The sequence below is a fragment of the Chromobacterium alkanivorans genome (assembly GCF_016937655.1).
Classification (GTDB): Bacteria; Pseudomonadota; Gammaproteobacteria; order Burkholderiales; family Chromobacteriaceae; genus Chromobacterium; species Chromobacterium alkanivorans.
Genome location: NZ_JAFHKL010000003.1, coordinates 221,911 through 235,149, shown reverse-complemented (window position 1 = coordinate 235,149; position 13,239 = coordinate 221,911). Strand labels below are relative to the sequence as shown.

The window sequence follows — 13,239 nt, the reverse complement described above, 5'->3', positions numbered from 1 at the left end:
CCCGAGGGTTTGCGCGCCGTGCTGCCGCAGCTGACCCAGGCGGCGCGGGTGGACCTGGCGCTGACCCTGGCCGGCGCCAAGCCGCTGGCGCGGGTGTCCTGCGCCTACCGCGACGCGGAGCGCGTGATCGGCGCGCTGCGGCGGCTGGGCCTGGCCGCCCGCCGCTGGGAACGGGCGCTGCGGCCGGCGGTGGCGGACGCCGACGACTACGTGGTGTCCGCCGTGGCCAGCGACGAGGCGGCCGCGCCGGACGCGCGCGCCTTCGTCTTCGCCGCCCGCGACGGGGAACTGGCGGAGCTGGCCGCGCGCTTCACCGACGACGACCTGATCGCCGGCCGCCTGCTGGGCTATCCGGACTGCTGCGTGCAAGCCTATCTGGCGCATCGCGAGCATCACCACGCGCGGCTGGAGCCGGCCTTCGCCGGCGACGGCGGCGCGTCGCCGTACTGGACCAACACCATGCTGGACGTGTTCGGCTGGCATCTGCTCAGCCACTTTCCCTGCCGCGCCGACTGCGCGGCCAGCCGCGCCCAGGCGATGCGCCATTGGGAGGCGCTGTGCCGGCTAGACCCCGGCTTCGGCCTGGCCGCGGTGCGCCATCTGCGCAGCCTGGTGCTGCGTCATCCGCGGCTGGGACTGGTTTACGGCCAGCCGCTGGCGGACGGCGGCCTGCTGCTCTTGGGCGGCTCCGCCGCCTTCCGCGCCGCGCTGGGCGGCGCCGAGCGGGTGGAGCGCCGGCCCGGCCGGCTCGAGCGCGGCGGCCAGGCGGTGAGCGGCGTGGAAACCTTCGACTTCACCGCGGGCAGCGACGATGGACACCCCGTTTGACGAACTCGCCGCCAGCGCCGCCTGCCCGGGCGATCCGGACGGGCTGGCGCTGCTGGAAAGCTGCGCGGCCCAGGCCTGGCGGCGCAGCCTGCGCGCCTTTCTCGAACGCCTCGCGCCGGCCATCGCCTTGCCGGCGGGCGCGGCGCGGGCGCTGAGCGCCATGGCCGAGGCGGAGCCGGACTTCGAACGCTGGTGGCATCCGTCGCTGGGCGCGCTGGCCCAGGCCGAACGCCAGCCCCGCGCCGGCTTCCTGCTGGCCTGCGCGCTGGAGATCGCCTGGCACGCGCACCAGAGCGGCGTCGCCGGCGAGTGGCGCGCGCATTGGAGCCCGGCGCGCGCGCTGACGCTGCCGGACCGGATCGCCGACGTCCGCGCGCTCTGCGTCGCCGCGGACGGACGGCGGCTGAACCTGAGCGCCGCCGGCGCCGACGGCGCGCGGCTGGCATTGAGCATTGAGTCGCGGCCTTGGGGCGGGGCGGATAGAAGCCCGGCGCTGGCCGCCTATCCGGCGCGCACCCCGGACGACCGCCAGCAAGCCGCCGGCGATCCGGACGCGGAGGCCGGCCGAGCGCTGGCCGCCGGGCTGGCCTTGATCGAGCAGGGCGCGCCGGCCTACGGACCCTGGGTGCGCCGCCTGGTGCGCCAGGTCCGGCCGCTGCGGCGAAGCGGCGGCCAGGTGTCCAGCTGGAGCAGCCTGCATTATCCGGGGCTGGTGTCGATGACGCTGTTCGCCTCGCCGCTGGACATGGCGGAAACCCTGGTCCACGAAGCCAGCCATCAGCACTTCCACTTGCTGGACCGGCTGTTTCCGCTGAGCGAGCGCGGCGCCGAAGAATGGCTGTATTCCCCGGTCAAGCGCCGCCGGCGGCCGGCCGCGATGCTGCTGCTGGCCTACCACGCCTTCGGCAACGTGGCGCTGTTCTTCGACGCCTTGCGGCGCAACGGCCGGCTGGCGGAGGCCGACTGGCGCCACCACATGGCGGATTTGAACGACTGGCTGCCGCGCATGGCCGCCGAGCTGGAGCGGGCGCGCAGCCTGAGTCCGGCCGGGCGGCGTTTCCTGGACGCGCTGCAGCGTCGCTTGCGGCCGCTGCCGACGCCCGCGGCGGCCTTGAACGAGGAGATCGCGCGATGACCCCTGAAATCGCCCGCGCCTATTCCAACCCCTTCGAAGCCTTCGACGAGGACTGGCACGCCGGCTGGACGCGGCAGCTGCGCGGCCGGCAATTGAACGCCTTTCTTGAGCACTGGCGGCCGCTGCTGCAACGCCACGCGCCCGGCGTGGCCCCGGCCTTGTCGGAAATGGCCGCCGCCATGCTGGCCGCGGACGGCGGCGACGCGGCCGAGACCGCGCGGCTGAGCGAGCTGGCCGCGCACCCGTTTTGCAATCTGCGGGCGCTGCGCGAGGACGAGGCCCGCCAGCCGGACCTGCTGCTGTCGCGCGCGCTGCAATGCGCGCTGCACTGGGCCGCGCACCGGCCCGGCCGCGAATGCCACTTGCGGCTGTCCCGGCCGCTGGCGCTGGGCTTCGCCGGCTACGCGCTGCCGCCCGCCGTGGCCTACCGCGTCAGCGGCGACGCGGAACGGCTGGAAATCCGGCTGGACACCGCCGCGCACACGCAACGCGGCTGCGCTTTCGAACGTACGGACGAGGGCTGGCGCAGCGTGACCGGCCCGGCGCGCAAGCTGCCGGTCGTCGCCCTGGGCGAGGCCGGGCCGGACATCGTGCTGCGGCCCTTGCCGCGCAGCCTGCTGAACCCTGACCCGGAGGTAGTGCCGCCCAGTCCCGGCTGCGCCGCCGTGCTGGGCCGGGCGGTGACGCTGATCGCCCTGCATTCCCCGGCCTACCTCCGCTGGATAGCCCGCCTGTTGCGGGTGGTGTCGCCGCTGCGGCTGGAGCCGGGCAAGTTCAACAGCGAAACCTATTCCATGCTCAACGGCGCGCTGTACATGACCATTCACCCGGACCCCTTGCGTTGCGCCGAAACCCTGGTGCACGAAGTCAGCCACGATTATCTGCACCAGCTGGCGGCGATGGGGCCGTTGAGCGATCCCGCGCTGGGCGAAAGCTTCCATTCCCCGGCGCGCGGCGTGCAAAGGCCGACGCTGGGCATCCTCAAGGCCCACCACGCCTTCGTCAACGTGCTGATTTTCTATTACCGGCTGATCATGGCCGGCGTCGCGGTGCGGAGCGAGCTGGCGCGCAATGTGGCGGAACTGGAGGACTGGCGCGCGCGGATGGAGGACTCGCTGGATCGGGCGCGGGCGTTGACCGAGTTGGGGCAGGCGCTGTGGCGGCCGCTGGCGCTGCGGGCGGACCAGTTCCGCGCGCTGGCCGGCCGCGACGCCGCGCTGCATTGCGCATAGGGGAAAACCATGTTGGAAAACGTGCTGTTCTTCGAGCAACCGTACCGCCACTTCCTCTGCTTCGACACCTTCGACGAGAAGGTGGCCGAGCAAGCCGGCGCGGTGCTGAGCGGACCGCTGCCCTGGGAGGAGCGGACGGGCGATTTCTTCGTCACCTACCGGCTGGATCTGCGCCGGCTCTACCAGCTGCGGCCGGACGCGCCGGCCTTTGTGCGGGACGACTTCCTGGAGGACTTGCGCGAGCAGATGCAGATTCTGTTCGAAGTGCCGCTGTCCGCGGAGGATATCCAGGTGCTGGGCCACCGCATGGTGCCGGGCCAGCGCATAGGCGTGCACAACGACAATCCCGGCCTAGGCTACGAAGGCTATCGCGTGGTGGTGCAATTCACCCGCGGCCATAGCCCGGAGGACGGCGGCCTGCTCAATATCCACGCCGGCGACGAGCCGGACGCCGTCTACCAGAGCATCCGCCCCTATCCCAATATGGCCTTCGGCTTCGAGATGAGCGCCCACTCCTACCATTCGGTGTCGGCGTTGACGCGGCAGCCGCGCGACGCGCTGATCTTCAATTTCTGGCACCAGGGCAATACCCCGGCGGTGGAGCGCGGGGTGAGGCAAACCCTGGCGCAGCTGTTTCCGGACGCCGCGCTCGCCGCGTCCGACCCGGCCGAGCGCGGCCTGCATCGCGACGGCGACATGGCGGCGACGCCAAACTGGCCGGCGCCGCGCGCGGCCCAGGCCTTGCTGGCGGAGTGGGGCATGGGCGGCGCGGCGCAAGCGGCCGGCCTGCTGCTGGCCGCCGCCCGTTCCTGCGCGGCGGAGCCCGTCCGCGCGCCGGAAGTGGGCGCGGCGCTGGCGCGGCTGGGCTTCGCGCCCGAGGCGCCGCTGCCGGTCAGCGAGGCCATCCACGCCGCGGCGCAGGCCAATGTCGGCCTGAGCACGGACCCGGACACCCTGCGCGCCGCGCTGGTGCTGGCGGTATGGGTGGCCAGCGCGCCCAGCCGCATGTTCACCCACGAGCATTGGCGCCGCTGCGCCGCCCAGGTGCGCCCCTGGGCGCATCGCTTGCCGATACGCGCGATGCACCTGGCCGAGACGCTGTTCCCGGAGTGGCCGCGGGAGGGCGCGGGCTAGGGCGGGCGGCGTCCGCTCAAGCCTTGCCGGCGGCGATCCGCAGCGGAGTCATGGCGACGGCCAGCGAGGCCAGCAGCCGCTCGCGCGGCACGCCGTCGCGCGCCTGCACCGAGACGCCGTGCAATTGCGCGGCGTAGAAATCGCCCAGGGCGTCCACATCCGCGTCCGGCCCCAGCTGGCCGTCGGCCACGCCGCGCCGCAGCCGCTCCGTCACCGATTGCGTGCGCGCCTGGCGCTGCGCGCGCAGCCATTCCAGCACCCCGTCGTTCTGCTCCGAGCAATTGGTGGCCGCCGACACCACCATGCAGCCGTGCGGCAGATCGTCCCGGGTGTAGAGCGCCACGGCGTCGGCCAGCATTCGCTGGATGGCGGCCACCACGTCGTCCTCCTGGCTCAGGGCCAGATCGGCGAAGCCGCCGTCCCCGGCGGCGTAGAGCGCCACCGCCTCGCGGAACAATTCCTCCTTGCTGCCGAAGGCCGCGTAGATCCGGGCCGAAGCGATGCCCAGCGCCGCCACCAGATCCGACATCGACGTGCCCTCGTAGCCGCGCCGCCAAAAGGCCAGCATTGCCTGTCGCAACGCCTGGTCCCGGTCAAACTCCCTGGGCCTGCCCGCCATCTTTTCGCCTCGCTCGAATCATGTTGGACGGAATTTTATCGCGCTCCGCCGTTGACGTGTAGCCTGGCCGGCGTCTATTATTTGTCGATCGACAAACAATTGACGGTGACACATGAAAACACTCAAGGGACCCAGCCTGCATCTGGCTCAATTCGGCGCGGACCACGCCCCCTTCAACAGCCTGGACGGCATCGCCGGCTGGGCGGCGCGCACCGGCTTCAAGGCCTTGCAGGTTCCGGCCTGGGACAGCCGCTTCATCGACGTGGAGCTGGCCGCCGCCAGCCAGGACTATTGCGATGAAATCCAGGGCACGTTGGCCGCGCACGGCCTGCGGATCAGCGAACTGAGCACGCACATCTTCGGGCAACTGGTGGCCGTGCACCCGGCCTACGACGCGATGTGCGACAACTTCGCGCCGCCGGAGCTGCGCGGCAAGCCGGAGGCGCGCACCGCCTGGGCGTTGCAGCGCCTGCGGGTGGCGGCCCAGGCCTCGCGGCGGCTGGGGCTGAGCGAGATGGGCACCTTTTCCGGCTCCTTCGTCTGGCCGTATCTGTTCCCGTTTCCGCAGCGGCCGGAAGGCTTGATCGAAACCGCCTTCGAGGAACTGGCGCGGCGCTGGCTGCCCATCCTCGACGCCTGCGACGAACACGGCGTCAACCTGTGCTACGAAATCCACCCCAGCGAAGACCTGCACGACGGCGCTAGCTTCGAACGCTTTTACGAGCAAGTGGGCGGGCACGCGCGCTGCAAGATGCTGTTCGACCCCAGCCACCTGGTGTTGCAACAACTGGACTACCTCGCCTTCCTGGACATCTATCACCAGCACATCCGCATGTTCCATGTGAAGGACGCCGAATTCCGCCCCAACGGCCGGCAAGGCATTTACGGCGGCTACAGCGGCTGGACAGAGCGCGCCGGGCGCTTTCGTTCGTTGGGCGACGGCCAGGTGGACTTCAAGGCGATCTTCTCCAAGCTGGCCCAGTACGACTACGAGGGCTGGGCCACGCTGGAGTGGGAATGCTGCCTCAAGGACCAGGAAGACGGCGCGCGCGAGGGCGTCGACTTCATCAACCGCCACATCATCCGCGTGACCGAACGCGTCTTCGACGACTTCGCCGGCGCCGCGGTCGATCAAGCGCAGATCCGCGCGATGCTGGGCATCGCCTGACTTCCATCCACTTTTCACTGCGAGACTACAGATGTCGGCACTTCCTCTTATCGATACCGAACCCGATTTCACTCACGACTATGTACGGCTGGACAGTCAGCGCGTCCACGTGGTCACCGCCGGCGCGGGCCGCCCGGTGCTGCTGATTCCAGGCTGGCCGCAAACCTGGTTCGCCTGGCGCCACGTGATGCGCGCGCTGGCCGCGCGCGGCTTCCAGGCCATCGCCGTCGACCCGCCGGGCACCGGGGTGTCCAGCCGGCCGGACAGCGGCTACGACACCGGCGCCGTCGCCGCCGCCTTGCATCAGGTGATGCTGCGGCTCGGCCACGCCCGCTATCAGGTGGTGGGCCACGATGTGGGCATGTGGCTGGCCTACGCGCTGGCCAGCGACCACCCCGGCGTGGTCAGCCGGCTGGCGCTGACCGAAGCGGTGATCCCCGGCCTGGCGCCGGCGCCGTCTATCTTCGCGCCGCCGGAGGAGAACATCTTCCTGTGGCACTTCATGTTCAACCAGCTGGCCGACTTGCCGGAAACGCTGATCGCCGGGCGCGAGCGCGCCTACCTGGACTTCATGTTCCAGCGCTGGTCGTGGCGGCGCGACCGGGTGGCGGCGGAGGTGTATATCGACGCCTACTCGTCGCCGGGCGGCTTGCGCGGCGGCTTCGCCTATTACCGGGCCATCCCGGAAACCATGCGTCAGAACCAGCGGCGCGCGCAAAGCAAGCTGACCATGCCGGTGCTCGCCATCGGCGCCGAGCACGCCACCGGCAACGCGCCGCTGGACACCATGCGCGGCCACGCCGACGACTTGCGCGGCGCGGTGATCCCGGATTGCGGCCATTTCATCATGGAGGAGGCGGCCGAGGAGTTCATCGCCGAGCTGCTGCCCTTCCTGGAAAGCGAGGACTGAGCATGCCCTTGGACATCAAGATCCGGCAGTGGCTGGAACAGGCGGCGGCGGGCGACGCCGCCGCGCCGGCGGACATGGCGCAGCTGCGCGCCGACACCGACGCCGGGCTGCGCCAACTGCACGGCCCGCTGGAACCCGTTGCGCGGGTGGAAGTGTTTCAGGCGACGGCGCGGGACGGCCATCCGCTGCGCATCGTCGGCTATTGGCCCGAGGCCAGCGAGGCGGCGCAGCCGGCGCTGCTGTTCGCCCACGGCGGCGGCTGGTGCCTGGGCTCGGCCGAGGTCTACGACAACCCCTGCCGCGCGCTGGCCAAGGCCACCGGCTGCGTGGTGCTGTCCGTCGATTACCGGCTGGCGCCGGAGCACCGCTACCCGACGCCGCTGCATGATGTGTACGACGCCCTGTGCTGGGTCTTCGAACACGCGCAAGCGCTCGGCCTGGATCCCGCCCGGCTGGGCGTGGCCGGGGACAGCGCCGGCGGCAATCTCGTCGCCGCCGCCTGCCTGCTGGCGCGCGAACACGGAGGCCCGTCCGTCGCCCATCAATTGCTGATCTACCCGGCCTTGAACCACAGGATGGACAGCGCCAGCTACCGGACCTACGGCGAGGGCTATTACCTGACGCGGGAGCTGATGCGCTTCTGCTACGCCACCTATCTGTCCGCGGAGGAAGTGGGGGAGTCGCCCCAGGTCTCGCCGCTGCTGGCGGCCAGCCTGGACGGCCTGCCCGGCGCAACCATTCTGACGGCGGAGTTCGACCCGCTGCGCGGCGAGGCGGAGGACTACGGCGCGCGGCTGCGCCAGGCCGGGGTGGCGGCGACGGTGCGCCAGCTGGACGGCATGGTCCACAGCTGCATCCACATGCTGGGCCTGACGCCGGCCGCGGGCGCGCTGTTCGACATCGCCGGCGCGGAGGTGAGGGCGGCGCTGGGCGTGGATGGGTGATTTCGTTCTGATGCACTGAGCACCAAGGAGCGCCGGGCGCTCCCTGGCGTTTACACTAGGCGGTTGATGCGGTGTCGCCCATCTGTGGGTCCGCGTGGTTTAGAGCCGCTAACAAAACCGCGCAGCGTACCTGAGCCAAGGCGCGCCGACGCAGAAAACGAAGTTTCTGCGAAGCTACAGTACCCGTAGTACGACAAGGAGGCGCAACGCAGGATCAGAGGTTTTGTTAGCGGGTCTTATTCTGACTTTTCCTGGCAGCCTAGCAACGTTGCTCCGTGCTTATCTTGTAAGCTGCATTGAAAAGTCACAGCGATCTTGCATCTGAAAAACTACTGTTTCACCGTGATAGTCTGCACGGGATTTATATACTTCTTTCCCGCACGCCAACAACTTGTATCCAGCCCCGCTAGACGGCTTGCCGCTTCTTGAAACCAAGGTGAAGTTGCCCCGATAGTTCCCGCTGCCCACAACTTCTACAAAGCGCACGGCATTCACATTAATATCAAAAGGAGGCGATACAAATTGGCTTCTTCCTTGGTCATCCGTCCGTCCCTGCAAAGAAATCGCAGGAGCTTCGCCGTTGGACTTCCGGTCATGGACCTGAAGTAAATAAGGAGTGTTTTTGAGCACTCTTCCCGTCTCCGGGCTATGCAGCACAAAATAGCAGCCTTTATTTATGCCTTGCTCGCTTTGTCCCACTTTATCTACTGGCGATGAATGACATTGATAAGTCGCTTTCATCGCGGCGCGAATCGCCTCAGGCTCAAGCGGCCTATTGACAGCGCAACCCGTTGCCATTAATACAGCAGGCAATACTCCAAAATAGGTAACAATCTTAGAAGTATTAATCATAGAGGAATTGCCTTTGCTAATTGCAATATCGAAAATTAATAAATTGCACTGCGGCCTCGCATAAAGCCATAGACTATTTTGGGCGGTGAATGTTGACGCGGATTGACCGATGTTGTCACCCGTTACGCCACTTAAATTTATTGAGCTACCGGGCGAGCTCGGATGGACTTAATCACGCTTTCATAGAGATGCTGCATTTGTGCTGCATTTAAAGATGATTCCCCCGTAACACCGGCTACGCCTTCACCAGAGGTAAGCTGTATCGAGACTTTGGGATTGAGGGGGTTATCAAAGCCCCCCTGAGCTTTCCACGTAAAATTATGTGCAACACCCATGCCGTTGTCAGAGGGGAACTCATTTAGAGATTCCTCACCTTGCATTCCATTTACCGTTCTAGCTCCCTTCCTGATTGCCTTTATCTTGCCAGGAAATCTCTCATCCAGTTTTGCTGCCTTTTGCCTTTCCAGCAAGGATGGCTCTTGCTTTGACAGTGTGAAGCTGTCTATGCTAAACCAAACATCCGGATTATTCTTCAAGGCGAAAGTGATTGAAGCCATTTCAAATTGCGGAGATTTTCCATCATTTGCGACAAAGCCATTTGCAATGCAAAAACCGGCCTCTTTCGGAATGTCTCGATCCGAGCGATAACGAATCCCTTGTAGGTAGGCCTCATACTCAGAAAGTGTTTCCTGGATGTTTTTTTTGTTTAATGCACGGACTGAGGAAAGTGCAGTGTATCCATTTCCTAAAAATTTATAGGCATCCAATGAATACATGAGTCGTCCAAATGGTTCTGACTTTGCTAACACCAATCTCTTGTCTGGTGAGTTTGAAAATCGAGTTTCCGCAAACTGATCTTCATATTTGTCATGCTCGTTTTTTAAGGTGATTTCTTTTTTCTCCGCCAGCTTAAGCATGGCTTCCCTACTAATTTTTTCGGTTTTTATTGATGCAGCAATATATTTGTTTCCCTGTCCCTTGAGTTCTGCTTCATGCGGAATGTCAACTAAGTAACGACCAAAGCAGTAGGTTTTCATTTTGTCAAACATCTTATTCTCCGCAGCATAAAGGGCAGGGCTGGCCATCAATAAGGCAAGCAATAAAGCAAGTCGATTCATCGTGGCAGTCCTTTAGTATGCCTTGGGCGGAGGGGCTTGTTGAACGATTTTGGCGATGCCATAGACTGTAGCTTGAATCGCATATTTGTTTTTGTAGCTCATTTGATGGTCGAACCCCGACATGCTAAATACTGCTTTGGGTGTTGGTTGCAGCTGATTTGGCACTTTGATATGTCAACGCGACCATTCAGCTTTTAAGCTTATTGTTCTGTCGGTCGAGCTTGGAGGGGCTTAATCACGCATTCCTAGAGATGTTGCACTCACATAGATTTTAAAATGACATCAATAGCTTTTTTCTTGTAATTTTTTGCTAGAAAATATGGCGAAGAGAAAACCTACACCGGCAACTGCTACCGAGTCAGGATAGGTTGCCATCAAAAAATGCTGAGGCGAAGGTAGTCACACAGAAAAGCGGATAGATTGGCATTGCATGATCAGGAGGAATGACTATTTTCATCCCCATTTTCAGATCGATAAGTTGAATGCCGTAATCGCTCATTAAGAGCCAAGGCTCCTATTGAGTGCCAGTCACTGGACGCACGCGAATAGTAGACGTAAGCTTATCCCAAAGAGCCACAGCCTCATCATCCGTCAAACTTGGGTGAGCCACACCAGCAGTATTACCTGACACGCCTGTATTCATCTTTATTTTAACGACCGGGTGGAATGGATCATACGCAGGCTTGCCGGCATACTTGAAAGCAAACTCATGAACGGAAGGGTAATCTCCCTTGGAAGGTATTCGGGAAAGCGCCTCATCTCCACTCCAACCTGCAATCTCTCGTGGGCCTTTTTTTAACATTGCAATGCTGTTCCAAAACAAACCCTCTCCCTGTTCTGTATAAGTTTCTTGTGTTTTCTTTAGAGACCAGTCCAAGGTGTTGTCCTGACGGAATTTATCCGTCTTAAATGAAGATAGCGAGAAGCTAATATCTGGAAACTCAGGAAACCGGAAGCCAATAGAGATACGTTCCTGATACTTTGGTGTATCGCCAGAAACAAAACCAGCCTCAATACAAATGCCGGACCTTGTTGGAACTTCATTTTCAGCACGTACACTCAGTCGGCTGGCAATATCTTGCAAAATGGCTACATCCTTTTTGTATAGACTTTTATCCTCTCTTAATCCCATGTATGCAGTACTGTCGCTCACAGCCAGGAGAGACTGCGGAATAGTTTGCACGTAGGCGTTTTTTCCCAACTTAATGTAAGAATGTAATTGCGCAAAGCCCGTATCATCAGATGATTTATACCCTACAACAATCTTGCTGCTCGCATTCGGTCCATCAAACACGCCAATCAACATAGAAGGCTCAGAAAGATGCTTTTCTGATTCGAGTTCCTTGATCATATCTTTGGCTTCTCCGAACGCTTTATATCCCTGGTCAGGATACGACACGATCTCAGCACTAATTTCACTGGGCCCCCAAACAACCTGAGCACTTTTTGGAACATCTATCAAGTAGCGACCAAAGCAGACCGGTTTGGTTTCTTTGAATAGGGTGTCAATTTTCTTTGGAGTGGTTGCCATTGCGTACGCCCGATTACGAAGAGGGTCTGAGTAAATACGATAAGAAACAGCAAGTACTGCAACGGCAGCACCTAGGCATGCCAGTCCCTTCCAAGGGATTCTAGTTGACATCAAGCACCCTCCCATTCCATTTGCCTGGCAATTTGAACAATGCTGTACAGCGTGGATGCCAAGGCATTTTTATCCTTATAGCTGGCCTGATGCTCATAACCTGTTTGACGAAAAATCCCTTTGAACTTGCCGCTATTTAGTTGGTCGTCCGCTGAGCGCATCGGCACTGTTTGATCCCCCGGGTCGGAAGGATCACGAATAAATGCAGCGATGCTTTCCGGATACATCCCTCCACTCGGCTTTGCCTGCGGATGTTGCAGCTGTAGATTACCCTTACCAGAGTCATGCAAAATTTGCAGTGAGTCCGGGTTGGCAATGGGTTTGCTGCTTTTTACTTCCCAAACCACTTTTTGGAATGCCTTTCTTTTTGCATCGCAACCATAGTGAGCATAACTATTAGGGTGATAACAACCTGTTAAGGCCTGATGAAAGTGCTTGGCACTTTTCAGATGTTGTCGGGTAAACTGGGCTCCAGCCCGATCTTGTCCAGCAGGATTAATCCACTCTTCCCGCAGCATGCCCCACCACACATCAGATCGGCTATAAATTTCCTCATACGGGTCTGACTGCGGCAGCTGTTTCAATGTTTGGCCATGCGTGCTGATGATGTGTAGCCAGTTCGTGCCATAAGAAACACTTGGCAACAGCTGAAGGCCCCCGGGCGCATTACCCAGCACCGCCATCACATCAGGACCGCTACTACCCAGCACCGCCTTTTCAACCATGTTGCCGCTTTCAAACCCGGCCAGCATCCGCCGATAGGCAGCGGGCGCACCTGTGGCGGGCATCACCCCATGTACGATCCCCAATATCTTGTCTTGCAGATTGCCATAGCTAGGATGCGCTAGCGCTCGCCCCACCAAGCCCCCCATCGAATGAGTAACAATAATGACTTTTTCACAGCGGCTGTGCTTCTGATAGCCGCTTATCAGGTCATGAATGCGCTTGGCAATTAATTTGGCTGAGTCGCCATTTGATTGCAGCCAGTTGTAGCCGAAGGCATGTACAGGAAACCAGCAGCCTTTCGACGCTTGTTTGAGGTCAGCTTCAGTCAGCTTAGGAAGACTGCTTGCCGCCTGCCAGGCCTTGGGGTCAGCATCCACAATATCCTTCCAACCCGGCTGTAACTTGCCGTTGGTGAACATCCGATTGAGCAGGCTCTCGCAGGTATTCAACATTTGTCCATAGCTGCTGAACATGACTTCACCCCATCCCCTTTGGCGGGCATCTTCCTGACTCAGGTGGGTCGTCTTTCCTGGTTTTACATTGCCATGACGCGACGCTGCGCTCTCCTTGGGGTCTCCTGTTGGATTGGACTTGGGGTCATAGAGGTCGACTACCGTTGCCGAGGGGTCAAGCGTAAGTTGCCGCTCTGCGGCATCCGCAAATATAAGTGAACCTGCTTCTTTCAATTTATCAGGGTTCCACGCCACATTATTCTTTTTGCTTAACTGCTGCTGTCTCTCCGCCGTCATCCGCAAATTACTGCCCATAATCCCTGGGATGAAAATAACAGGAATCACCCGGTCCGGGGCCAGGTAATGATTTTGCTGGGTATCGGCAATATTGGGCGAAAGAGCGCCTTCACTCTGCCGTACACCGTTCTTGCCAATTTGCCCATTGATAGGTTGTTGTATCGCCATGATGAACAGGTCTC

The 13,239-nt window shown here is 61.8% G+C and carries 13 protein-coding genes; 7 read left to right on the top strand and 6 right to left on the bottom strand.

Features of this window, described 5'->3' with window-relative positions:
• Positions 1-18: 18 nt before the first annotated feature.
• Genes JW897_RS06955 through JW897_RS06940 form a run of 4 tightly spaced genes read left to right on the top strand, consistent with a single transcriptional unit; the run spans position 19 to position 4,329 of the window.
• Complete coding sequence (locus JW897_RS06955; RefSeq protein WP_205465614.1) at positions 19-828, top strand: hypothetical protein; 810 nt, start codon at positions 19-21, stop codon at positions 826-828.
• Positions 812-1,963 (top strand): aKG-HExxH-type peptide beta-hydroxylase, encoded by a 1,152-nt coding sequence (locus JW897_RS06950; protein ID WP_205465613.1) that lies wholly within the window; start codon positions 812-814, stop codon positions 1,961-1,963. The genes JW897_RS06955 and JW897_RS06950 overlap by 17 nt, the downstream gene beginning before the upstream one ends.
• Positions 1,960-3,195, top strand: coding sequence for an aKG-HExxH-type peptide beta-hydroxylase (locus JW897_RS06945; protein ID WP_048412354.1), 1,236 nt, complete (start codon positions 1,960-1,962; stop codon positions 3,193-3,195). Before JW897_RS06950 ends, JW897_RS06945 begins: the two co-directional genes overlap by 4 nt.
• A gap of 9 nt (positions 3,196-3,204) precedes the next feature.
• Positions 3,205-4,329 carry a 2OG-Fe(II) oxygenase family protein gene (locus JW897_RS06940; protein WP_205465612.1) on the top strand — a complete coding sequence of 375 codons (1,125 nt, stop codon included), beginning with the start codon at positions 3,205-3,207 and terminating at the stop codon, positions 4,327-4,329.
• Positions 4,330-4,345: 16 nt separating this feature from the next.
• On the opposite strand, the gene JW897_RS06935 is transcribed toward JW897_RS06940, so the two are convergent.
• Positions 4,346-4,897: a TetR/AcrR family transcriptional regulator gene (locus JW897_RS06935; protein ID WP_205465611.1), complete on the bottom strand. Its 552-nt coding sequence runs from the start codon at positions 4,895-4,897 to the stop codon at positions 4,346-4,348.
• Between the two features lie 163 nt (positions 4,898-5,060).
• Here JW897_RS06935 and JW897_RS06930 point away from each other — a divergent pair, with 163 nt between their 5' ends.
• From JW897_RS06930 to JW897_RS06920, 3 genes are read left to right on the top strand one after another with little or no spacing between them, the layout of a single operon-like run.
• Positions 5,061-6,116, top strand: coding sequence for a sugar phosphate isomerase/epimerase family protein (locus tag JW897_RS06930; RefSeq protein ID WP_205465610.1), 1,056 nt, complete (start codon positions 5,061-5,063; stop codon positions 6,114-6,116).
• Between the two features lie 31 nt (positions 6,117-6,147).
• Positions 6,148-7,026, top strand: coding sequence for an alpha/beta fold hydrolase (locus tag JW897_RS06925; protein WP_205465609.1), 879 nt, complete (start codon positions 6,148-6,150; stop codon positions 7,024-7,026).
• Positions 7,027-7,028: 2 nt separating this feature from the next.
• Entirely contained in the window at positions 7,029-7,970 is a 942-nt protein-coding gene (locus JW897_RS06920; RefSeq protein ID WP_205465608.1) for an alpha/beta hydrolase, read from the top strand.
• 279 nt (positions 7,971-8,249) lie between these two features.
• Here JW897_RS06920 and JW897_RS06915 read toward each other — a convergent pair whose 3' ends face one another.
• The 5 genes from JW897_RS06915 to JW897_RS06895 all read right to left on the bottom strand — a co-directional run bounded on the left by JW897_RS06915 (position 8,250) and on the right by JW897_RS06895 (position 13,225).
• The gene (locus JW897_RS06915; protein WP_205465607.1) at positions 8,250-8,822 is read right to left on the bottom strand and encodes a hypothetical protein; all 573 of its coding nucleotides are present in this window, start codon (positions 8,820-8,822) and stop codon (positions 8,250-8,252) included.
• 137 nt (positions 8,823-8,959) lie between these two features.
• On the bottom strand, positions 8,960-9,940 hold the full coding sequence (locus JW897_RS06910) for a T6SS immunity protein Tli4 family protein (protein WP_205465606.1): 981 nt from the start codon (positions 9,938-9,940) through the stop codon (positions 8,960-8,962).
• Positions 9,941-10,298: 358 nt separating this feature from the next.
• A complete protein-coding gene (locus JW897_RS06905) occupies positions 10,299-10,439 on the bottom strand; it encodes a hypothetical protein (protein WP_205465605.1) in 141 nt (46 codons plus the stop codon).
• Between the two features lie 15 nt (positions 10,440-10,454).
• The gene (locus JW897_RS06900) at positions 10,455-11,471 is read right to left on the bottom strand and encodes a T6SS immunity protein Tli4 family protein (RefSeq protein ID WP_205465604.1); all 1,017 of its coding nucleotides are present in this window, start codon (positions 11,469-11,471) and stop codon (positions 10,455-10,457) included.
• A 110-nt stretch (positions 11,472-11,581) separates the two neighbouring features.
• A complete protein-coding gene (locus JW897_RS06895) occupies positions 11,582-13,225 on the bottom strand; it encodes a lipase family alpha/beta hydrolase (protein WP_205465603.1) in 1,644 nt (547 codons plus the stop codon).
• Positions 13,226-13,239: the final 14 nt, after the last annotated feature.

What these genes read in the sequence shown, in the direction of transcription:
- JW897_RS06950 (WP_205465613.1), top strand. Translation starts at nt 812, where the DNA reads ATGGACACCCCGTTTGACGAACTCGCCGCCAGCGCCGCCTGCCCGGGC.
- JW897_RS06945 (WP_048412354.1), top strand. Translation starts at nt 1,960, where the DNA reads ATGACCCCTGAAATCGCCCGCGCCTATTCCAACCCCTTCGAAGCCTTC.
- JW897_RS06940 (WP_205465612.1), top strand. Translation starts at nt 3,205, where the DNA reads ATGTTGGAAAACGTGCTGTTCTTCGAGCAACCGTACCGCCACTTCCTC.
- JW897_RS06935 (WP_205465611.1), bottom strand. Translation starts at nt 4,897, where the DNA reads ATGCTGGCCTTTTGGCGGCGCGGCTACGAGGGCACGTCGATGTCGGAT.
- JW897_RS06930 (WP_205465610.1), top strand. Translation starts at nt 5,061, where the DNA reads ATGAAAACACTCAAGGGACCCAGCCTGCATCTGGCTCAATTCGGCGCG.
- JW897_RS06925 (WP_205465609.1), top strand. Translation starts at nt 6,148, where the DNA reads ATGTCGGCACTTCCTCTTATCGATACCGAACCCGATTTCACTCACGAC.
- JW897_RS06920 (WP_205465608.1), top strand. Translation starts at nt 7,029, where the DNA reads ATGCCCTTGGACATCAAGATCCGGCAGTGGCTGGAACAGGCGGCGGCG.
- JW897_RS06915 (WP_205465607.1), bottom strand. Translation starts at nt 8,822, where the DNA reads ATGATTAATACTTCTAAGATTGTTACCTATTTTGGAGTATTGCCTGCT.
- JW897_RS06910 (WP_205465606.1), bottom strand. Translation starts at nt 9,940, where the DNA reads ATGAATCGACTTGCTTTATTGCTTGCCTTATTGATGGCCAGCCCTGCC.
- JW897_RS06905 (WP_205465605.1), bottom strand. Translation starts at nt 10,439, where the DNA reads ATGAGCGATTACGGCATTCAACTTATCGATCTGAAAATGGGGATGAAA.
- JW897_RS06900 (WP_205465604.1), bottom strand. Translation starts at nt 11,471, where the DNA reads ATGGCAACCACTCCAAAGAAAATTGACACCCTATTCAAAGAAACCAAA.
- JW897_RS06895 (WP_205465603.1), bottom strand. Translation starts at nt 13,225, where the DNA reads ATGGCGATACAACAACCTATCAATGGGCAAATTGGCAAGAACGGTGTA.